The sequence below is a fragment of the Bradyrhizobium sp. RT6a genome, from assembly GCF_040547675.1.
In the GTDB taxonomy this organism is placed as follows: domain Bacteria; phylum Pseudomonadota; class Alphaproteobacteria; order Rhizobiales; family Xanthobacteraceae; genus Bradyrhizobium.
In genome coordinates this window covers 374,407-392,987 of sequence record NZ_JBEPQC010000005.1, presented here as the reverse complement: position 1 = coordinate 392,987, position 18,581 = coordinate 374,407, and the positions used below count along the sequence as shown (strand labels likewise).

Below are 18,581 nucleotides of genomic sequence, written 5' to 3'. Positions count from 1 at the left end.
CAATTGCCAACGCAAAATGCAGGAGAAGAGTGATTTCTAGTCCGCAATTGCAGCGAGTTCTGGAAATCTCAACACCTTAGCTGGCGCTCCCGAACAGGATTGAACTGCGACTTTTGCTGACCCGCAGCATTACGTTGGCGACGGTATCGGCCGTCGCCGGGCCTAGCTGAGCTCGCACATCTACTTGAGCTGCGCATGTAGTAAGTCATGATCGAGTTCGCCTTCCCACCAGGATACAAACACCGCGGCAATGCCGTTTCCGATGATGTTCGTAAGCGCGCGCACCTCGCTCATGAACTTATCGATCGAGAATACGATCGCAATGCCCGGCACAAGCTCAGGACTGACCACCGTCAACGTTGCGGCCAGGGTGACGAAGCCAGCACCAGTAACACCGCTTGCGCCCTTCGAGGTGAGCATCGCCACAACCAGAATGGTGAGCTGCTGGCCGAAGTTGAGATCGACCCCGAGCGCCTGTGCGATGAATAAGGTCGCCAACGTCATGTAAATGTTGGTCCCATCCAAATTGAAAGAGTATCCGGTCGGCACCACTAGGCCCACCACCGGCTTGGAACAGCCCAGCCGTTCGAGTTTTTCCATCAACTGCGGCAGCGCGCTTTCGGACGACGACGTTCCGAGCACGATCAGCAGCTCATCCTTAATGTAGACGATGAACTTTAAGATAGAAAAGCCGACCAAGCGCGCGATCAGGCCAAGCACAATGATCACGAAGAGCCCGGCTGTCACATAGAACAGCGCAACTAATCCGATGAGTTTACCGAGCGCGGAGGGTCCGAACTCGCCGATGGTATAGGCCATCGCGCCGAACGCTCCGATCGGCGCGGCCTTCATCACGATCCTAATGACACCAAACACCGCGTGCGCAGCATCGTCAACCAGCCCGCGCATCCGCTCACCACGCTCGCCAAGCGCCATCAGCGAGAACCCGAATAGGATGGCAAACAGCAGCACCTGTAGCACGTCGCCTCGCGCCAGGGCGCCAACCACGCTATCAGGAATGATATTGAGGAGGAAATCGACCGCCTTCTGCCCTTCCGCCCTTTTGACGTAGTTAGCTACCGCCGCGGCATCAGCCCGGGGAGCGAGCCCATGACCGGCCTGAACGAGATTGCCCATCACGAGACCCAGGACGAGCGCGAAGGTTGATACGATCTCGAAGTAAAGCAGCGCCTTGATGCCGACTCGGCCGACCTTTCGTGCATCCTGAACATGCGCAATTCCGGACACAACAGTGCAGAAGATGATCGGTGCGATCACCATCTTGATCAGCTTGATGAAACCGTCACCAAGCGCTTTGACCCAGCTGCTCGTCCCCACAGCAGGCCACAACCAGCCAACGAGAATGCCAATCAGGATCGCGATGAGTACCTGGATGTAAAGAACTTTGTACCAGGGGCCAGAGGGCTGGAACAGGGCGGCGGCTTTGACAGAGCGGGGCTGGCGGTGAGTGTCCATCATGCTCGACCCGGCGCCGTGGTACCAAAGAGGGGTGTCAATGAAGGTACGGCTTCGCTCAGTGTTCCTTCGGTTGGGGGCGCAGGGGACTCTGACCGCTCCTGATGGCCCCGTCCATTGCCGCGGGTTGGCGCGTGTCCCGAATCGGCTGGTGGTCGACGCGAAACGAAATTCTGAATCGCTTCTGAGAGCAGCGATGGAATCTTTAGAAAGCTTCCTTGAGAGCTGGAAAGCATCAGCGTCACCACCCATTTCCATCTTTTTTGGTTGTTCGAAAATGCCATCCAGCAGCTTCTAAGACGCCAACCTTAGCAGCGGCGACCATTCTTCACTTCGACAGGCACTCTCGCCGCTATCGCGCCGGAGCGCGACGAATCTTGAGAAAACATTCGCCATAAAGAACTTGTGCTGGTGCGGCCTCGCCTGCGTTCACCGGCTCGCTCCTCCTGCCCTCAATTCATCGAATGCCCCGACATTCCCAATAGGCATCGATTTCGATCGCAAAACCACGAGGCCGAAAAGACATGCCAAGCAAAATTGCTCACGCTGCCTCCGTTGACGATCTCGGTTCCGGTCTTTCGAGAGCCGTGTTTTCCGCCGCTGAACAGCACTCCTCGTATGAGAGCTTCTTACTCCTGTAGCTGGCCAAGGCCTGGAGAGAGCCCTTCACGACGTCCCGTTTCGCACGATCCGAGGCAGGCGCTGCATCCAGCCACTTCAGCGCCAACTCGACCAGTTCGATCGCGCGATCCCTTTTACCGGTCTCGTAATAGTACTGAGCGACCGCCCCGTAAGACAGGAACTTCGCGCCCTCGCTACCTTGGGGGGGATTCGCCGCCAGGATGTGTTCGGAGAGGTCCTTGCCCATGGCAAAGCGCTCGGCATCTGGGAAACCGGAGTAGTCTTTCGCGCGGTCGACCAGTTGGCGGATGGCCACGCTCATCCAAACCACCGATTTCTTGTCGATCGCGTCGCGAACCAATTGGCGCAATACCGGCAGGCCGGCCCCCATGTCACGAATGTTGTGAAGCAACAATTCCGCATGAAGCCCACGGAAGGTGACCTCGTCCGGCATCAAAGCGAGTGCCTCCTCAACCGCTGAAAGGGCTGCCGCCCAACTCTTACTCTTCATGGCGGAGTCAAGTCTGGCAAAGATCGGCTCCACCAGCGCTCGCTTCTGCGATAGTTCGCGCTTTCTGCGTCGGCCCGTGTTTATCCTCTCCGCATCGAGGGCTTTGGCTTCGTCGCTCACTGCCCAGGAGTCGTTCAGAACTTTGGGCAACACGTTATCGAGTTGCGTCGGATGGCCGACAAAGGCCAAGCGGCCGTCACGGTCGACCACGTACGACGTGGGAATCCCGACAGAAAGGCTCTGATCCATCCAAAGCTCGCTCATTTCGCCCGCGTAGTCGAATGCGATCGCGTAGTTCAGATTCGGCACGCTCTTCGTCAACCAAGCGTCCAGGCTGGCTCGCGCCTCATCTGCCGTCGAAGCTTGTTCGTGAGCCGCGATGCCCACCACCTCAACTCCATTGTTCCTGTATTTGTCTTGCAGGATCACAAAATTCGTCATCGAGGCGATACATGTTCCGGACCACGTCGCCCAAAATTCGACGATGTATACTTTCCCAGGCTCGAACTTTGTAACCGGATGGCCACGTAGCCAGTCCTCAACTTTGATCAAGGGGGCTCGCGAACCGACGCTCAGCACATTTGCCGCACCGACTTGATTTGCGCTCTCGGTCATACTGGTCATTGCTCGAACTCGCTTTACCCGGCTCTGCCGAGAAAAATAGCAAGTCGCGTGCCACCCAGCGCTCATTGATATTACGCATTTTTCGTATCATTCCTGTCGACCTCGCGACGCATGTCGCATATCCGACCAGCTGTCTGGAGCATCTCGGCCAATCAGTCGGCCGGACGTTCTTGACGCACCTGTAGACCGACGGAGCGGGAAGCCAGGCAGCGCAAGGCCGAGTTCACCACTCCACATCCTGATCGGTTTCCAGGATGACCATTCCGGCGCTCGGGATCACGACGTGAACTGACCTGCTTTGGTCCGTCGACTTGCGCTCGAGGGCGATCTGACATTTCCAGTTCGACTCTTTGAGCCAAGGGGCGATGAACCAGACCAGGGCGGCCAGCAGCAGCAGCACATCGATACTGAACGCCGTCTGATACGCGATTGAGGGGTAGTGTCCGTCCTTTCCCTGCCATTGCTTGAGAATTAACCCCGTCCGTACTGGACCAGGAAAGCCCACCCGAAATGCAGAACGTTGAGCAGGCTGTTTGCGCCAGCGATCAATTCGGCCGGAAGGTAATCTCCGGTGATCGCGTAGCTGAGGGCGATTGCTGACCCCACCACCGCCACAATGATCCATGACGGTAGCGACAGCAAAGGTGGATGCAAGATCACCGCGAGTTCGGCTGCAATGAACACAGCAGCTATGATCGCGAGCAACGTTTCAATGTTCTTGCCATGCCGGCGCAGCGAATCGGCGACCGCACCGAGCAGCAATGCTGCCAATGCTTAGGGCTACCGCCGTGACGAGCAATTATGTGACAAGGCTTGTTCGATCTAACTTTTCCACATCGCTCAGCCAAGACGCTGCCCACAAGGACTGCAGAGCCCATGCGGATCCGATGCATGTTGAAGAAATCGGCGTAATTCTCCAGAACCGCATCCGTACGGACGGTCTTCAGGCTGACTATCTCTCGAGGGCTCTTCGTAGCTGCGTGTTGCTCTCGAAAAATAGATCACGGCGGCTGTGGTGGCACTGGATGCGGCAAGCACCTCAAATAGACCGCGCCAGCCTTCCAGTTAGCAATGCCTCGGCTGGTGCGGTTGCGTCACCGCGCCCAGTGCACTCAGAAACAGTGACCGATGCGTATGGCGGACTTCCACTACTTGCGCCCATGAGCCAGACATTCAATAGTCTGCGCCCTTCCACTTTGTGTCGCCCGGCACGAACTGAGTTCGACCCGCCGGTCTCCTTGGCATCGGTTCTCGGCCGGTCGGATGCGCGTGACTAGAGCTCTAGTGTCCTGAACCAGAAGTTCGGGACATCGGGTCGCGTTTTGCCGGAGCATTGTATCGGCAGAAGCGTTCGATGGAAGCAAGGATGTCATCGGCGGACTTCGTCCATCGGAACGGTTTTGCATCGGCGTTGTGTCGTTCGATGAACGAGGCGATGTCCGCCCTGAGGGCGGCTACGCTGCGATAGACGCCGCGCCTGATCTTCTTATCGGTGAGGAGCGCGAAGAAGCGCTCGACCTGGTTGAGCCATGACGAACTGGTCGGGGTCAGGTGCACGTGCCAACGCGGCCGTTTAGCCAGCCATCTCCGGATCATTGGGGTCTTGTGCGTGGCGTAATTGTCCATGACGAGATGAACGTCGAGTTCACGCGGCACGGCAGCTTCGATCTCGTCGAGGAACTTGCGGAACTCAGCAGCACGGTGGCGTCCATAGCACTTGCCGATGACCCGTCCGCTCGCAATGTCGAGGGCGGCGAACAGCGATGTGGTGCCGTGCCTCGTGTAGTCATGGCTTCTTCGGGCCGGCTGGCCGGGACGCATCGGCAGCATCGGCTGACTGCGATCCAGCGCCTGGATTTGGGACTTCTCATCGACACATAGAACGATAGCGTGCTCCGGTGGCGAGACGTAGAGGCCCACAACGTCGCGCACCTTGGCCACGAAGTTTGGATCGGTCGAGAGCTTGAACGTCTCCATCCGGTGCGGCTGGAGCCCGAAGGCCCGCCAGATGCGTTGTACCGTCGACACCGACAGGCCGCTGGCCTTCGCCATGTCGCGGGAACTCCAATGGGTGGCGTTCTCGGGGCAACTCTCCAACGTCTTCACGATCACGGCTTCGATGCGGGCATCGTCAACCGTGCGTGGCGCCCCGGAGCGCGGCTCGTCATGCAGCCCGTCCACGCGCCGCTCCACAAAACGCCGCCGCCATTTGCCTACCGTCGATCGGTCCAAGCCGAGCTTGGCCGCCACTTCCTTGTTCTGACCGCCTTCCGCGCAGGTCAGCACGATCCGGGCTCTCAGAGCCAGCGCCTGTGCCGTCTTCCGCCGCATCGTAAGCGACTTCAGTTCGGCACGCTCTTCATCACTCAATGTCAGGGGCGCAAGTTGCTGGACCGCCATCAGATCCTCCGTCGCTGCTGCAGCCTCCATCCTTGGCACAGCGACGCGAATCTATTGCGAATCTACGATTGCGAACTTGTGACTCAGAACACTAGGCTGCCCTCAGCAGATCTCGACGGGCTCGCCGCCCGACCGCTTGGCGACTTCGGCCGAAACTTGCCACATATCCTGGAGATCGCGGGCATGGATGCCTATGTGGCTTTGGCTAAAACCCTGCCGCTCCCCACGATTAAGCGCCCCGTGTCGGCTTTGATCGCGCAGTTACTGAGCCAACGACCTGTGTTCGGAGCGCTGCAGGGACCATGCGGGACACGGCCGCGGAACCGCTAGATGAGCCGCCTGGGGTCCGAATCGGATCAAACGGGTTCGTGGTCGGTCCGTGGTGCGACATGCCGAGCTCGGTGGTCACTGTCTTTCCAAGCACAATAGCGCCGGCGGCCTGAGTGCTTGCTCAATTGATGATGTAGTTTCTTAGATCATTCGTCCTGCCATCGGTAATTCCACGTCCAACTGAGTTGCGGCGCGACGACCAGATTTGGAAGAGCCGTACAAAGCTGCAACTTGGAACGCAAAGGACGCAGCAATCCGGCGGTCTTCGGCGCCCTCTTGCAGGATTTCAAACAGACGACGGAGTTCGCACTTGGTAATGATATCACAGCGTGAGCGCGAGCAACACGGCTGACGCGATACGCCTCAGCCCAACGATGCAGGCTCTCGCGATGAAGATTGATCGAAGACGAAATCGATCGCCTTCTTCGTTGTTTTGCCCCATTCGCAGCGATGCTCGTGCCGGTAATGCAAGGAGCGCCTACCAGGGAGCCCGTGGGTTCATCCACGATGGATCGAGTTTTTCAACGATTTGCTGAGCAATTGACCGAAAGCACGCATCGAGACGCAGCTCAGCAGAGCATGGCCGAGGTCGCCGCTGCGCTCAAACTGTCGTGCTTCGCATATCTCGCTCTTGCCCGTAGGCCAGGCAGTGCTCCCAACCTGATCTCGACATATCCACCCTCCTGGACCGCCATCTATCTGCAGCGCGGCTACGAATCCGTCGATCCGGTGGTACGTCGGGCAATGCGTCATCCTAAGCCCTTCCGATGGGGACTTGGATTCGAAGCGCGAAGTCGGTCGGAGGCAGAACGAGCTCTATTCGAAGAAGCCGCCAAATTCGGGATTCGCTGCGGATTTACATTCCCTATTCACGATGACCAGGGCGCAACGGCCGCGCTGAGCTTTGCAAGCGACGATCGCCGAACTGGTTTCGAGCGCTCGCTGGTCGAGCACGCCCAGAGCCTGCGGTTAATCGCAACATTCTTCCATGCACATGCAAAACGCTTCTGGACGATAGATCGCATGGTCGGTGGGGTGGTGCTGTCTCCTCGCGAGTACCAGTGTCTCGAATGGTCCGCGCGTGGCAAATCAGCTGGGGAGATTGGGATCATTCTCGGCATCGCAGAGCGAACCGCGGGATTTCACCTGGATAACGCGCGCGCGAAGCTTGGCGTCAGCTCGCTTCGTCAAGCGATCGTGCTGTTGACCGAGTCAAAATCTCGAAAATAGATCAACCGCAAGCTGCAAGCACCTGTGCAACTCCACAGGATGTGCTTTCCTGCCTTCTCTGCTTGCTTGCCTGAAGCAAGGAAAGGAGGCAAGAATGATGCAGCTCATCATGCCAGAGTACTACGGCGAATTCGTCGACGATCTCACCGAGATGCACCGGCTGCGGTATCGCGTTTTCAAACAGCGCCTGGACTGGAACGTCGAAGTCAGCGGCGAAATGGAAGTCGACGAGTTTGATGTCCTTCGACCCGTGCACCTCCTGAACCGCTCGAACGCTGGACGTCTTCAGGGTTGCGTCCGACTTCTGCCTTCGACCGGCCCAACCATGCTGAGAGACACCTTCCCGATCCTTCTAGACGGGCAGCCGGCGCCGCGAAGCGAGCGGATTTGGGAGAGCAGTCGATTCGCGCTCGATGTTCCTCCGGATGCGCCGAAGGCAAGTGGTGGACTTGCTGCTGCTACTTACGAGCTGTTTGCGGGCATGATTGAATTCGGCCTTTCGATTGAATTGACCGAAATCGTTACCGTCACTGACGCCCGGATGGAACGCATACTTCGGCGCGCGGGCTGGCCGCTCCGCAAAATCGGAAAAGCTCGTCCTCTCGGCAACACCACGGCCATTGCTGGATACCTGGGGGTCTCGCCCGAAGCGTTACATCGCATCCGCAAAGCGGGACACATCTCAGGTCCGGTGCTCTGGGCTCCAGTCATCCAAGCGGCCGCCTAGGATCTGAAAGCAAGTCCAATCGGGGCATCGCTGCGCATTGGAGCGGAAAGCCCATCTGCTTAAGACTTACGATGCACAAACCACCTCGATCAACACCCTCCCTTCAAGCCAGCAAGGCAATCGAACTGAAACACCTGCAATCGCTCGTGGCTGCGGCTGATTGTGGCAGCCTCCGTCAAGCGGCGGAATTGCTGAGAACCCAACAATCGAGTCTCAGCCGAAGAATTAGCGAGATCGAATATCACCTGGGAATTGCTGTTTTTGAGCGCTTCAGCGGTGGTGTGCGCCCGACGCAGGCGGGCCGCAGTGTTCTTCGCCTGGCAAGGACAATTCTGGAGGAGTTCGATGCTCTGATCGCGACTGCGAGGGCTGTACGGAACAGCCAGGCTGGCCGGCTGAGTGTCGGGCTCTGCACCTCACTTTCCATTGGCAACCTGCAGACGTCCTTGCTGGATTTCAAGCAGCGATTCCCACAAATCGAGCTTGTGACGATCGAGAAATCACGAACACGCCTCGCGACTGCACTTCGCAACGGCGTTATCGATATCCTGATCGTCACAGGGAACCTGCCGTTACTCGACAACCGAGTGATGCCGCTGTGGAGCGAACGTGTTCTGGTTGCCTTACCCCATGATCATCCCCTCACCGCGCGCGACACGGTCTATTGGACTGACCTGCGCAGCGAGACGGTCCTGCTAAGCCATTACGATCCGGGAAAAGAGTTTGAAGATCTTCTCATTTCCAAGCTTGTGTCGCCTGAGGACCGTCCTAAACTCGTGCGCCACGACGTCAGCCGCGGTATCATCAAGAGCCTGATCAGGATGAACACAGGAATCAGCCTGGTGCTGGAATCCGACATGGGCATCAACTATGCAGGCCTCGTCTACCGCGAATTGCGCGACGGAGCCGGTCCGAGCCGATTCGACTTTTCGGCGTACTGGCGAGACGACAACGAGAACCCTGCGTTGGCTGCCTTCTTGACCTTGCTTTCTGAGCGCTATCCCCCGCCTCCGCTCGGATGTTGACGGGCCCGCCGAGCCTTCCGAAAACTTCTGTCCGCTGCCATGAACCGCGCCAGCATGGGAGCGATAAGCTTGGCCGGCTCCCCGATCGGCTGTCCGCTCTCGTGTGCAAGGATTTCCGCGTATGCCACGAGATTCCTGTGGACGCTCGCCGGGAGTTCATGCGTAATCTTGATCGGCTTATCGTCTTCGATCGCTCCAAGTTTAAGCTTTGTCATGTCCTCACCCTCTATACGGTTCGAGCACCAGGTCACGGTTGACGATCACCCGCACCGGAAATCCCGGACGAATCGTCAAGGTCGGCTGGATGTTGAGATTGCGGCGGACCACCTGCTGGCCCGTTTGATTGATTGAGTCCCCCGCCCCGCGGCGGAGCGCAGCGATAAGGTCGCTGTTGGTGCTACCCGTATCCGATCCGGAATTCACCTCGGTGCCGACGGCGAGCAGCGTCGAAAGCGCAGCGGCCCCCAACAGCTCCTTCCAATGGTTGTCGACCTCATCCTCAAGCCCAGAGTAGCCCGCGGCATCTGCGCCCGGCTGCCGCTCCAGCATGATCGACCGCCCATTGGGCATGATGAGGCGCGTCCACACCAGGAGGACGCGCGATTGGCCAAATGCGACCTGGCTATCATACGTCCCGATCAACCGGGCTCCTTGCGGGATAAGGCGAGCTCGCCCGGTAGGGGAATCGTATACCGCTTCTGTGACTTGGGCCGTGATCTGCCCAGGCAGGTCGGACCGAATCCCCGTGATAAGAGCAGCCGGAATGACCGTTCCCGCCTGGACCACAAAGGGAGAGACCGGTCTTGCCAGGCGATCGGGACTGGTGGTTCGACGGTCAACGGAAGCACTGATGAACGCAAGTTTTCGATCCTGGCCATTCTGGGCGAATGCTTCGTCGGACGATGGCGCTGCATTTGATGGGGCTTCGCTTGGCGATGTGACAGGGGCCTGTGCGCGGACGTTCGTGCTGGCAAACACCTTGCTGGTGCGTGCCGCCTCGCTCTCCTGACCAGCGCGCTGCTGTTCGGCGTCAATACCGAGCGGGCTCGGCGTCGACCCGCCCTGTGCTGCAACGATCGGCCGGCCAAGATCGCCGGGTAGAGGTGGTCCAAGACGCGGCACCTCCTTCGGGATCTCAGTATAATCCTTCGGCAAGGTTGCAAGCTGATCGGTGACATTGTGGTGGTCGGTCGCGTAAAGCTCCTCGGTAGCCGGCGTGCGCGATCGCTTCTCCTGCAGAGCCCAGAAGACCGCACCAGAGATGAGCACCAGCAAGAGGGCGCTGCCACCCGCAAGCACCTTGCGCGATAGGCGCGTAACTTGCGGCCGTTCCGGCCGGAGCCGAAGGGTTTCGGCGATATCTTCCGGCAGCTTAACCGGAGGAGCGTCCTTGGGTGTGTCATTCGGCTGGCCAGTCTCTGTCACAGCGACCTCCCGTCGGTTCGGACGATCCTGACCTTCTGCTGGTGCTCCTCGCCCAGCCTCAGTTCCGCGGCCGCGAACAGCCGGTCGACGATCAGCACATTGCCGTAAGCGCGATAGTTGACGAGCTCGGTCTTGCCATCAGGCCCGATCACGAACAGCGGCGGCATCTCGCCCTGGCCGATGCCGGGCGAAAACTCGATATAGACCTTGCGCCCATCATCATAGGCATTGACAGGACGCCAGGGTGGGCTGTCTCCCTCGATGGCGTAGCGGTAACGGCGCTGCGCCTGGTCCGGGATGACGGGTGTGGGCGGCAGAGCTCGACCACGCGCGGTCCGATCCTCCGGATAGAACCACGCGACCTGCGGCATGTAGGGCTTTTCCCGGGAGCGGAGCTCGATGAGGTAAGTGCGCCGATCCGTGTTGACGACGAGATTGGTCTCGATCGCCGGACGTGTCGGCTTCACCATGATGTGCACACGTCGCGTGTCGCCGCTGCCGCTTTCGGTGTCGCCGACCACCCAGCGCACGGTATCACCCGCGGCAACTGGCCCCGACCCGATCAGTTGCTCGCCAGGCTCCAAGGCGATGTCGGTGATCTGCCCCGGCGCGGCATAGACCTGATAGAGAGCGCCTGGACTGTACGAAAACACCTGCACCGCATTGAAGTAGCCAGCTTTGCGCGGCTGCACGCGTGCGGCGTCATTCGCGGTCTCAATCCGTTCAATCGGCTCTTTGGCTTCCGCGTTCTTGCCGCCGCGCGCCGCCTTCCAGGCCGGTGGGACATGCAGCGGCCGCGGCCGATCATCGGCAAGCGCCGGCAGATCTGGAGCTGACGGGACATCGCTATCGTAACTGATTTGCGGCGGCTTGAACGTGGTGCACCCGCCGAGGGTGGACACACCAATAGCGAGAGCCAGAGCCAGGCTCGGGCGGACCTTCTGTGAGGCAATAACGAGACCTGACGGCATGACTAGCCCAGCTCCTTCGACCAGTTGATGGCGTTGACGTAGATGCCGAGCGGATTCTTGCGGAGGCGATCGAGATCGCGAGGCATCTCCACGATGATGCTGACGATCGCGCTCCACCGCTCTGTTGCGGCCAGCTGACCGTTGTCGTAACGGCGTTCGACCCAGGCGAGGCGAAAACTCTCAGGGGACGCCCGGATGACGCTCGAGACCTCGATCGCAATTTGCGTCTTGCCGAGCTTGGCGAATGGATCGTTGTTGCGGGCGTAGTCATTCAGTGCGGCCGCGCCGCGATCGGTTGTAAAGTCGTAGGCGCGGAGCCAGTTTTCGCGCAGGACGATGGCGTCCATCGGGAGGCCTCGCACATGCTCGATGAAGCGCGCCAGGTGAAAGGCTACTTGCGGATCGGTCGATTGGTAGCTGGCATTTGCCGGAGCAACGGCTTTCGCTTCGCCCAATTGATCAACTTCGACCACCCAGGGCGTAATCGTCCCTTGAGCGGATTGCCAGACCAGGGCGCCGGCAAAGCCGGCTGATAAGAAGAGGCAGCCAAAGGCCATCAGGCGCCAGTTCTTGGCCTGCACGCGCGCAGATCCAATGCGATCGTCCCAGACCTGAGCTGCGCGTTGATAGGGAGTGACGGTCTCTGGCGTGCGGCCATAGTGAACAGCCGATCGTTTGAACATTGTTTGACCTCAAGTGGCGGGTGAGAAAACGGAATTGGCCGATCAGAAGTCTCAGCGATCCTCTTGCGAGAGGTCGACAGATCCGCCGCCGCCGCCGTGATCACCTGAGCGGATCGCGTGGGTTGCCGCTGATGCGCCATGGCTGATCGTCTGCGTTCTCTTCATGCGCCGAACCCAGGCGGGCGCACTGTCGGAAGCTCTCGAGGCGTCCCCTTCCCCGTTACCGGCATCGCTCGCCGCTCCACCAAGACCAGCTGCGACCGAACGCAAGGGACTTGCGGCCCCGGATGCGCTCCCCTCGGAGCCGGACTGACTCCCCGCCCGAAACACGCTCATGGTGCCGCTTGCAATCGCGCTTCCACCTCGTAGCGAGCCTGCAATCGCGCCGCCGGCGAGGCCGGCAGCACCGGCCGCAACGCCAGCGCCAGCCGCAACGATTCCACCGGCGGCAAGTCCCGTCCCGACGGCGCTGCCTGCACCGAGCTGCGGACCTCCGGAGACGATGCCGTTGGCAATCCCGGGTCCGAAAATGCCGAGGCCCAACAAGGCGAGCGCGCCGAGCACCAGCGCCATCGCGTTCTCGATGGTCGGCTGATTGCCGCCGAAACCTGCCGTGAACTGCGAGAATAAGGTCGATCCAATGCCGACGATGACGGCGAGGACCAAAACCTTGATGCCGGAGGAGATGACGTTGCCCAGCACCCGTTCGGCCGCAAAGGCGGTCTTGCCGAACAAACCGAAGGGGATCAGAACGAAACCTGCAAGCGTCGTCAGCTTGAACTCGATCAGCGTGACGAAGAGCTGGATGGCGAGAATAAAGAAGGCGAGCAGCACCACGATCCAGGCGAACAGCAGGACCGCGATCTGGACGAAGTTTTCGAAAAAGCTGACATACCCCATCAGGCCCGAGATGGCGTCCAGGATCGGACGCCCGGCATCGAGCCCCACCTGCGCGATCCGACCTGGCCGCAAGAAATCCGCCGATGACAGGCTCGTGCCCGAGGCTATGAGTCCAAGACCTGCAAAGCTCTCGAAGACGATGCGGGCGAGGCTGTTCCAATTGCCGATCAGGTAGGCAAAGACACCGACAAACAAGGTTTTCTTGACGAGCCGGGCAAGAATCTCCTCATCACTTCCGAGGGACCAGAACAGGCCCGCAAGCGTGAGGTCGATTGCGGCCAACGTCGTGGCGAGATATCCGACTTCGCCCCCGACCAGGCCGAATCCGGAATCGATGTAGCGGGTGAAGGTTTCCAGGAACTGGTCGATGACGGAGGTGCCGCCCATTGCTCACTCGCTTTGGCTTGGAATGGAGGGAGAGCCGGACGGCAGGCGGCTTTCGTCCTTACGCGGCACAAGCGAGGAAAATGGCGCCGTGCCCGCCTCGCTATCCGAACCATTTACCGATCCGCTTTTCCCCAAGAACTGGCTGCGCCGTTCGGCCCAGATCCTCTCGCATTCGAGCAGAGCCTCTCTCTGCTCGTAGGTGACGGTGCGGCATTTCTCGAGCTTCGCCGCCGCCGGATCGGGCTTCGCAGCGAGCGAGGCGGAAGATTGGGTCGCGCTGTCGTCGCCGCGCAGGCGAATGGCGCAGGCGGCGACGACCAGGACTGTGAGGCTAACTGCCACCGCCATCGGCAGCCGTTCAAATCTGTTCTTCATCATCAGTGGAACATCTGCACGGTTGTCGGTTGATAGCCCTGACCCTGGGTCAGAAAGCGCCGCAGCTGCTCCCTGCCCTGATCCTGAGCGACGGCCCGCTGTGCGGATTCGAGCGATTGCGCACGCCCTTGCGCGGCAACGGTCGCCGTGAGGTCCGCAAGCTGCTGAGCTTGCAGTGCAAGGAGCTGGTTGCCGGCCTGACTTGCCTGCAGAGCACCTGACGCGCCCTGGCTCGCCGTGACCAGGGCCGACATCTGGGTCCGGTTGGTATCGAGATTGCCGACGACGGTTGCCTGCACCCGCATGGCGTCCTGCAGGCCGGCGACCGCGTTCTGCCAGCGTGTCTGGGCGTTGGCGACGAGGAGCCCATTGGACATGCTTGCGGATGCCGGCGCATAATTTGTTGAGAATGCGCGATCGATCTGCTGGACATCGTAGGCAATGCGCTGCGCTTGACTGAGCAGCTGCTGCGTGCGCTGGATCGATTGCTCGAGCTGCTGCAACGACGAATACGGCAGACTCGCCAGGTTCTTCGCCTGATTGATCAACATCTGGGCTTGGTTTTGCAGCGAAGTGATCTGGTTGTTGATCTGCTGCAGCTCACGCGCGGCCGTCAGCACATTTTGCACGTAGTTGTTGGGATCAAACACGATCCACTGTGCTTTCCCTTCCCGGGGCGCTTGGGTCAGGCTAATTGCGATGATACTTGCTGCCAGCAGCGGACGGAGACGTTTCATGACAAGCCACCTTCGTTGGCAAGCTGCGGAATGAGATTGCAGGCCCAGCCGAGGTCGCGCGCCCGAAGCCAGCCGGTGACGAACTCGTCTCGTCCGTGCTCGGCTAGCACCCGCTCGATGAGGGCCTGGTCGGACTTGGACGACGCGGCCGCAAAGGCGAGCGCGATCTCGCCAAGGCCAAGGTCAAACAGTCGGTTGCCCCGGCGCGACTGGCAGTAGTAGTCGCGCTTGGGCGTCGCGCGGGCGAGGATCTCGATCTGCCGGTCATTCAATCCAAAGCGCCGGTAGATCGCCATGATTTGCGGCTCGATCGCGCGGTCATTGGGAAGCAGGATCCGGGTCGGGCAGCTCTCGATGATGGCCGGCGCAATTGCGGAGCCGTCGATATCGGCCAGTGACTGGGTCGCAAACACGACGGAGGCGTTCTTCTTGCGCAGGGTCTTCAGCCATTCGCGGAGCTTGCCGGCAAAATCGGCATCGTCCAGCGCAAGCCAGCCCTCATCGATGATGAGAAGGGTCGGACGGCCGTCGAAGCGATCCTCAATCCGGTGGAACAAATAGGAGAGAACCGCCGGCGCGACACCGGTCCCGATCAACCCGTCAGTCTCAAACACCTGGACGGAGGTCTCTCCCAGCCGCTCACCTTCGGCATCCAGCAGCCGCTCAAACGGACCGCCGAGGCAATAGGGTTGCAGCGCGCGCTTCAAGGCATTGGATTGCAGAAGAACGGACAAGCCCGTCAGCGTCCGCTCCCGAACTGGCGCCGAGGCGAGCGAGGTCAAGGCCGACCAGACATGATCCTTGGTCTCGGGCGTGACCTCGATGCGCTCGCGCGCAAGAATCGATGCGATCCAATCGGCTGCCCAACCGCGCTCCGCGACATCGTCGATGCGCGCAAGCGGCTGGAGCGCCACGAATTCTGCCGAGTCTCCACCGACCGCGCCGCCAAGATCATGCCAGTCGCCTCCCATGGCGATCGCCGCCGCGCGGATCGACCCGCCGAAATCAAAGGCAAAGATCTGAGCGGCCGGATATCGCCGGAACTGCAGTGCCATCAGTGCGAGCAGCACCGATTTGCCGGCGCCGGTCGGTCCAACGATCAGAGTGTGTCCGACATCGCCGACATGGAGCGAGAAGCGGAAAGGGGTCGATCCTTCCGTCTTGCCGAAGAAGAGCGGAGGCGCCTTGAAATGATGGTCCCTCACCTCTCCCGCCCAGACCGCAGAGAGCGGGATCATGTGGGCGAGATTTAGCGTCGACACCGGCGGCTGGCGCACGTTTGCATAGACCTGACCCGGCAGGCTGCCGAGCCAGGCCTCAACGGCATTCACCGTCTCGGTCATGGAGGTAAAGTCCCGGCCCTGGATCACCTTTTCAACGAGGCGTAGCTTTTCGTCCGCCGCGTGCGGATCCCTGTCCCAGACCGTGACGGTTGCCGTCACAAAGGCCTCTCCGATCTGATCCGAGCCGAGCTCCTGGAGCGCGCTATCTGCATCCATCGCCTTGTTGTGGGCATCGGTATCCAGAAGCGTGGACGCCTCGTTCGTCATCACCTCCTTCAGGATCGCGGCAATCGACTTGCGCTTGGCAAACCATTGCCGCCTGATCCGGGTCAGGAGCTTGAGAGCATCCGTCTTGTCGAGCATGATCGCCCGCGTCGACCAGCGGTAGGGGAATGCGAGGCGGTTGAGATCATCGAGGATCCCGGGCGTCGTCGTCGTGGGAAACCCCACAACCGTCAGGACACGCACATGCGCGTCACCCAGCATCGGCTCAAGTCCGCCTGTCAGCGGCTGATCGGCAAGCAGCGCATCGAGATACATCGGGATTTCCGGCACCCGAACGCGATGCCGCTTGGTCGAGACCGTCGAGTGCAGGTAGGTGAGCGTTGCCTCGTCATCGAGCCAGCCGCATTCCGGCATAAAGCCCTCAACGAGCTGCAGCACGCGGTTGGTCCGGTCGACGAAGCCACTCAGCACCTCGCGCGCATCCGCACCCGCGCTGCGATGGCCGCCCTCGTACAGGAGACGCTCTGCCACAGCTGCACTCTCTGCAGGCGGCAGATAAAGGAAGGTCAGGTAGTAGCTCGATTCATAATGGCTGCCGGCCTCCTCGAATTGCGCTTTCCGCTCCGCATCCACCAGGGCGGACGCGACATCGGGGAATGTGTCGGGCGGATAGCGCCCTGCCGAATGCCGTTGCGCCTCGACGAAAACCGCCCAGCCCGATCCGAGACGCCGGAGCGCATTGTTCAGCCGGCTTACGACCGCAACAAGCTCAGCCGGCACGGAACTGTCGAGGTCCGGTCCCCTGAACCGCGCCGTCCGCTGAAGTGAGCCGTCCTTGTTCAATACAATTCCCTCGTCGACCAGAGCAGCCCAGGGCAGGAAATCAGCAAGGCGCGTATTCGAGCGGCGGTATTCGGCAAGATTCATCATGGGACTATTCTCAAGCGCTGAGGTGACCGGGAACACGAACGTGCCGGCGCACGACTTCGACGAATTCCGGATCGCGTTTTGCGGCCCAGACCGCGGCCATGTGGCCGATGAACGCCAGCAGGAGGCCGGCCAGCCACAAGCGCAGACCAAGGCCGAGTGCTGCGGCCAATGTGCCGTTGAGAATGGCAACCGATCGCGGTGCCCCGCCCATCAGGATCGGCTCGGTCAGCGCACGGTGGACGGGGGCGACAAAGCCCGGGACTGGCTCATCCATCAGATCACCACCCCGCCCCCGAACGAGAAGAACGACAGGAAGAAGCTCGAGGCGGCAAAGGCGATCGACAGACCAAACACGATTTGGATCAGCCGCCGGAAGCCGCCCGACGTGTCGCCGAATGCGAGCGAAAGACCGGTCACGATGATGATGATGACCGCGATGATCTTGGCCACGGGTCCTTCGACCGATTGCAGGATCTGGTTGAGCGGCTGCTCCCAAGGCATGTTCGAGCCGGCGGCCCAGGCCGGGCTACTCACCAGGTACAGACATGCGAATGCCGCAACTGACGTGAAACCTCGCCCGATAGATGATCGTACGTTCATGACTGATCTCCGATTTTCGAAAGGGTGTAGTCGCCTGATGGTCCAAGCCCGGTGACAGAAGCGAGTTCGCTCAAACGCCGTTCGGCACCGCGGCCAGAGAGCACGGCGATGACGTTGATGGTCTCGGCGATCAGCGCGCGCGGGACCGTCACGACGGCCTCCTGGATGAGCTGCTCGAGCCGGCGGAGCGCGCCAAGCGCGGTGCCGGCGTGGATCGTGCCGACACCGCCGGGATGTCCAGTCCCCCAGGCCTTGAGCAGATCCAGCGCCTCGGCTCCGCGCACCTCGCCAATCGGGATACGATCAGGGCGCAGGCGAAGCGACGAGCGCACAAGTTCGGACAGCGAGACGACGCCATCCTTGGTCCGCAGCGCCACGAGGTTCGGCGCCGTGCACTGAAGCTCCCGCGTATCTTCGATGAGAACGACGCGATCCGAACCTTTGGCCACCTCCGCCAGAAGCGCGTTCGTCAGCGTCGTCTTGCCCGTCGATGTGCCGCCCGCGACCAGGATGTTCTTGCGTGTAGCAACCGCATCGCGGAGCGCGTTCGCCTGCTCCAAGTTCAGGATGCCGGCAGCGACATAGTCGTCCAGGCCGAAGACAGCGACCGCGGGTTTGCGGATCGCGAAAGCCGGCGCGGCGACGACCGGCGGCAACAAACCTTCGAAACGTTCTCCCGTTTCCGGCAGCTCAGCCGAGATTCGGGGCGAGCCGGCATGAACCTCGGCGCCCACATAGTGCGCGACGAGCCGGACAATTCGCTCGCCGTCGGCAGCCGACACACTCTCGCCGGTATCGATAAGGCCGCTCGACAGCCGATCGATCCACAGCCGGCCATCGGGGTTCAGCATCACCTCAACGATCGACGGATCTTCCAGAAAACCTGCGATGGCCGAGCCCAGCGCCGTGCGGAGCATCCGCGCTCCGCGCAACTCGGCTTCCGAATGAAATGAATGGATCGCCACGACTGCCCCCGGTTGACCGAGGCAGCTAGCGTCTAGCCGCCTCACATGAGGACAACTAGAAAAAGCAGAACCTGCGCGACAGCAACAATGAGACCATGTCAATCGTAGTCTGGCGTAGAAGAAGAAAGATTAGGGACGATCGCTTCTGGCGCGCCG

General features: G+C 60.6%; 19 protein-coding genes and 1 pseudogene. 3 read left to right on the top strand and 17 right to left on the bottom strand.

Features of this window, described 5'->3' with window-relative positions:
- Positions 1-180 precede the first annotated feature (180 nt).
- The 6 genes and pseudogenes from dctA to ABIC03_RS27295 form a co-directional block, all read right to left on the bottom strand.
- A complete protein-coding gene (gene dctA / locus ABIC03_RS27320) occupies positions 181-1,476 on the bottom strand; it encodes a C4-dicarboxylate transporter DctA (protein WP_354062662.1) in 1,296 nt (431 codons plus the stop codon).
- Between the two features lie 541 nt (positions 1,477-2,017).
- Positions 2,018-3,232 carry a TlpA disulfide reductase family protein gene (locus tag ABIC03_RS27315; protein WP_354062590.1) on the bottom strand — a complete coding sequence of 405 codons (1,215 nt, stop codon included), beginning with the start codon at positions 3,230-3,232 and terminating at the stop codon, positions 2,018-2,020.
- A gap of 223 nt (positions 3,233-3,455) precedes the next feature.
- A complete protein-coding gene (locus ABIC03_RS27310) occupies positions 3,456-3,632 on the bottom strand; it encodes a hypothetical protein (protein WP_354062588.1) in 177 nt (58 codons plus the stop codon).
- 71 nt (positions 3,633-3,703) lie between these two features.
- Complete coding sequence (locus ABIC03_RS27305; RefSeq protein WP_354062586.1) at positions 3,704-4,003, bottom strand: hypothetical protein; 300 nt, start codon at positions 4,001-4,003, stop codon at positions 3,704-3,706.
- Positions 4,004-4,513: 510 nt separating this feature from the next.
- On the bottom strand, positions 4,514-5,632 hold the full coding sequence (locus ABIC03_RS27300; RefSeq protein ID WP_354062584.1) for an IS630 family transposase: 1,119 nt from the start codon (positions 5,630-5,632) through the stop codon (positions 4,514-4,516).
- A 229-nt stretch (positions 5,633-5,861) separates the two neighbouring features.
- Positions 5,862-6,062, bottom strand: a pseudogene (locus ABIC03_RS27295) (amidase family protein); the annotation flags it as partial.
- Between the two features lie 407 nt (positions 6,063-6,469).
- On the opposite strand from ABIC03_RS27295, the gene ABIC03_RS27290 reads away from it, so the two are divergent.
- From ABIC03_RS27290 to ABIC03_RS27280, 3 genes are all read left to right on the top strand, one after another.
- On the top strand, positions 6,470-7,192 hold the full coding sequence (locus tag ABIC03_RS27290; RefSeq protein ID WP_502917354.1) for a helix-turn-helix transcriptional regulator: 723 nt from the start codon (positions 6,470-6,472) through the stop codon (positions 7,190-7,192).
- A gap of 94 nt (positions 7,193-7,286) precedes the next feature.
- On the top strand, positions 7,287-7,919 hold the full coding sequence (locus ABIC03_RS27285; RefSeq protein WP_354062580.1) for an acyl-homoserine-lactone synthase: 633 nt from the start codon (positions 7,287-7,289) through the stop codon (positions 7,917-7,919).
- 71 nt (positions 7,920-7,990) lie between these two features.
- On the top strand, positions 7,991-8,944 hold the full coding sequence (locus tag ABIC03_RS27280; RefSeq protein WP_354062578.1) for a LysR family transcriptional regulator: 954 nt from the start codon (positions 7,991-7,993) through the stop codon (positions 8,942-8,944).
- On the opposite strand, the gene ABIC03_RS27275 is transcribed toward ABIC03_RS27280, so the two are convergent.
- From ABIC03_RS27275 to trbB, 11 genes are read right to left on the bottom strand one after another with little or no spacing between them, the layout of a single operon-like run.
- Positions 8,917-9,159, bottom strand: coding sequence for a DUF2274 domain-containing protein (locus ABIC03_RS27275; protein WP_354062576.1), 243 nt, complete (start codon positions 9,157-9,159; stop codon positions 8,917-8,919). The genes ABIC03_RS27280 and ABIC03_RS27275 overlap by 28 nt on opposite strands.
- A gap of 4 nt (positions 9,160-9,163) precedes the next feature.
- Positions 9,164-10,369, bottom strand: a complete 1,206-nt coding sequence (locus tag ABIC03_RS27270; RefSeq protein ID WP_354062574.1) for a TraB/TrbI/VirB10 family type IV secretion system protein — start codon at positions 10,367-10,369, stop codon at positions 9,164-9,166.
- Positions 10,366-11,340 carry a P-type conjugative transfer protein TrbG gene (gene trbG, locus ABIC03_RS27265; protein WP_354062572.1) on the bottom strand — a complete coding sequence of 325 codons (975 nt, stop codon included), beginning with the start codon at positions 11,338-11,340 and terminating at the stop codon, positions 10,366-10,368. Before trbG ends, ABIC03_RS27270 begins: the two co-directional genes overlap by 4 nt.
- Positions 11,341-11,342: 2 nt before the next feature.
- Positions 11,343-12,023 carry a conjugal transfer protein TrbF gene (gene trbF / locus ABIC03_RS27260; protein ID WP_354062570.1) on the bottom strand — a complete coding sequence of 227 codons (681 nt, stop codon included), beginning with the start codon at positions 12,021-12,023 and terminating at the stop codon, positions 11,343-11,345.
- A 51-nt stretch (positions 12,024-12,074) separates the two neighbouring features.
- A complete protein-coding gene (trbL, locus tag ABIC03_RS27255) occupies positions 12,075-13,310 on the bottom strand; it encodes a P-type conjugative transfer protein TrbL (RefSeq protein WP_354062568.1) in 1,236 nt (411 codons plus the stop codon).
- Positions 13,311-13,313: 3 nt separating this feature from the next.
- The gene (gene trbK-alt, locus ABIC03_RS27250; RefSeq protein WP_354062566.1) at positions 13,314-13,688 is read right to left on the bottom strand and encodes a putative entry exclusion protein TrbK-alt; all 375 of its coding nucleotides are present in this window, start codon (positions 13,686-13,688) and stop codon (positions 13,314-13,316) included.
- On the bottom strand, positions 13,688-14,422 hold the full coding sequence (trbJ, locus tag ABIC03_RS27245) for a P-type conjugative transfer protein TrbJ (protein ID WP_354062564.1): 735 nt from the start codon (positions 14,420-14,422) through the stop codon (positions 13,688-13,690). The genes trbK-alt and trbJ overlap by 1 nt, the downstream gene beginning before the upstream one ends.
- The gene (trbE, locus tag ABIC03_RS27240) at positions 14,419-16,860 is read right to left on the bottom strand and encodes a conjugal transfer protein TrbE (RefSeq protein WP_354062562.1); all 2,442 of its coding nucleotides are present in this window, start codon (positions 16,858-16,860) and stop codon (positions 14,419-14,421) included. Before trbE ends, trbJ begins: the two co-directional genes overlap by 4 nt.
- Positions 16,861-16,870: 10 nt before the next feature.
- Positions 16,871-17,134, bottom strand: a complete 264-nt coding sequence (locus tag ABIC03_RS27235) for a VirB3 family type IV secretion system protein (protein ID WP_007600323.1) — start codon at positions 17,132-17,134, stop codon at positions 16,871-16,873.
- Entirely contained in the window at positions 17,134-17,460 is a 327-nt protein-coding gene (locus tag ABIC03_RS27230; protein ID WP_354062559.1) for a TrbC/VirB2 family type IV secretion system protein, read from the bottom strand. Before ABIC03_RS27230 ends, ABIC03_RS27235 begins: the two co-directional genes overlap by 1 nt.
- On the bottom strand, positions 17,457-18,377 hold the full coding sequence (trbB, locus tag ABIC03_RS27225) for a P-type conjugative transfer ATPase TrbB (protein ID WP_502917353.1): 921 nt from the start codon (positions 18,375-18,377) through the stop codon (positions 17,457-17,459). Before trbB ends, ABIC03_RS27230 begins: the two co-directional genes overlap by 4 nt.
- Between the last annotated feature and the right edge of the window lie 204 nt (positions 18,378-18,581).

What these genes read in the sequence shown, in the direction of transcription:
- dctA (WP_354062662.1), bottom strand. Translation starts at nt 1,476, where the DNA reads ATGGACACTCACCGCCAGCCCCGCTCTGTCAAAGCCGCCGCCCTGTTC.
- ABIC03_RS27315 (WP_354062590.1), bottom strand. Translation starts at nt 3,232, where the DNA reads ATGACCAGTATGACCGAGAGCGCAAATCAAGTCGGTGCGGCAAATGTG.
- ABIC03_RS27300 (WP_354062584.1), bottom strand. Translation starts at nt 5,632, where the DNA reads ATGGCGGTCCAGCAACTTGCGCCCCTGACATTGAGTGATGAAGAGCGT.
- ABIC03_RS27290 (WP_502917354.1), top strand. Translation starts at nt 6,470, where the DNA reads ATGGATCGAGTTTTTCAACGATTTGCTGAGCAATTGACCGAAAGCACG.
- ABIC03_RS27285 (WP_354062580.1), top strand. Translation starts at nt 7,287, where the DNA reads ATGATGCAGCTCATCATGCCAGAGTACTACGGCGAATTCGTCGACGAT.
- ABIC03_RS27280 (WP_354062578.1), top strand. Translation starts at nt 7,991, where the DNA reads ATGCACAAACCACCTCGATCAACACCCTCCCTTCAAGCCAGCAAGGCA.
- ABIC03_RS27275 (WP_354062576.1), bottom strand. Translation starts at nt 9,159, where the DNA reads ATGACAAAGCTTAAACTTGGAGCGATCGAAGACGATAAGCCGATCAAG.
- trbG (WP_354062572.1), bottom strand. Translation starts at nt 11,340, where the DNA reads ATGCCGTCAGGTCTCGTTATTGCCTCACAGAAGGTCCGCCCGAGCCTG.
- trbF (WP_354062570.1), bottom strand. Translation starts at nt 12,023, where the DNA reads ATGTTCAAACGATCGGCTGTTCACTATGGCCGCACGCCAGAGACCGTC.
- trbL (WP_354062568.1), bottom strand. Translation starts at nt 13,310, where the DNA reads ATGGGCGGCACCTCCGTCATCGACCAGTTCCTGGAAACCTTCACCCGC.
- trbK-alt (WP_354062566.1), bottom strand. Translation starts at nt 13,688, where the DNA reads ATGATGAAGAACAGATTTGAACGGCTGCCGATGGCGGTGGCAGTTAGC.
- trbJ (WP_354062564.1), bottom strand. Translation starts at nt 14,422, where the DNA reads ATGAAACGTCTCCGTCCGCTGCTGGCAGCAAGTATCATCGCAATTAGC.
- trbE (WP_354062562.1), bottom strand. Translation starts at nt 16,860, where the DNA reads ATGATGAATCTTGCCGAATACCGCCGCTCGAATACGCGCCTTGCTGAT.
- ABIC03_RS27235 (WP_007600323.1), bottom strand. Translation starts at nt 17,134, where the DNA reads ATGGATGAGCCAGTCCCGGGCTTTGTCGCCCCCGTCCACCGTGCGCTG.
- ABIC03_RS27230 (WP_354062559.1), bottom strand. Translation starts at nt 17,460, where the DNA reads ATGAACGTACGATCATCTATCGGGCGAGGTTTCACGTCAGTTGCGGCA.
- trbB (WP_502917353.1), bottom strand. Translation starts at nt 18,377, where the DNA reads ATGCTCCGCACGGCGCTGGGCTCGGCCATCGCAGGTTTTCTGGAAGAT.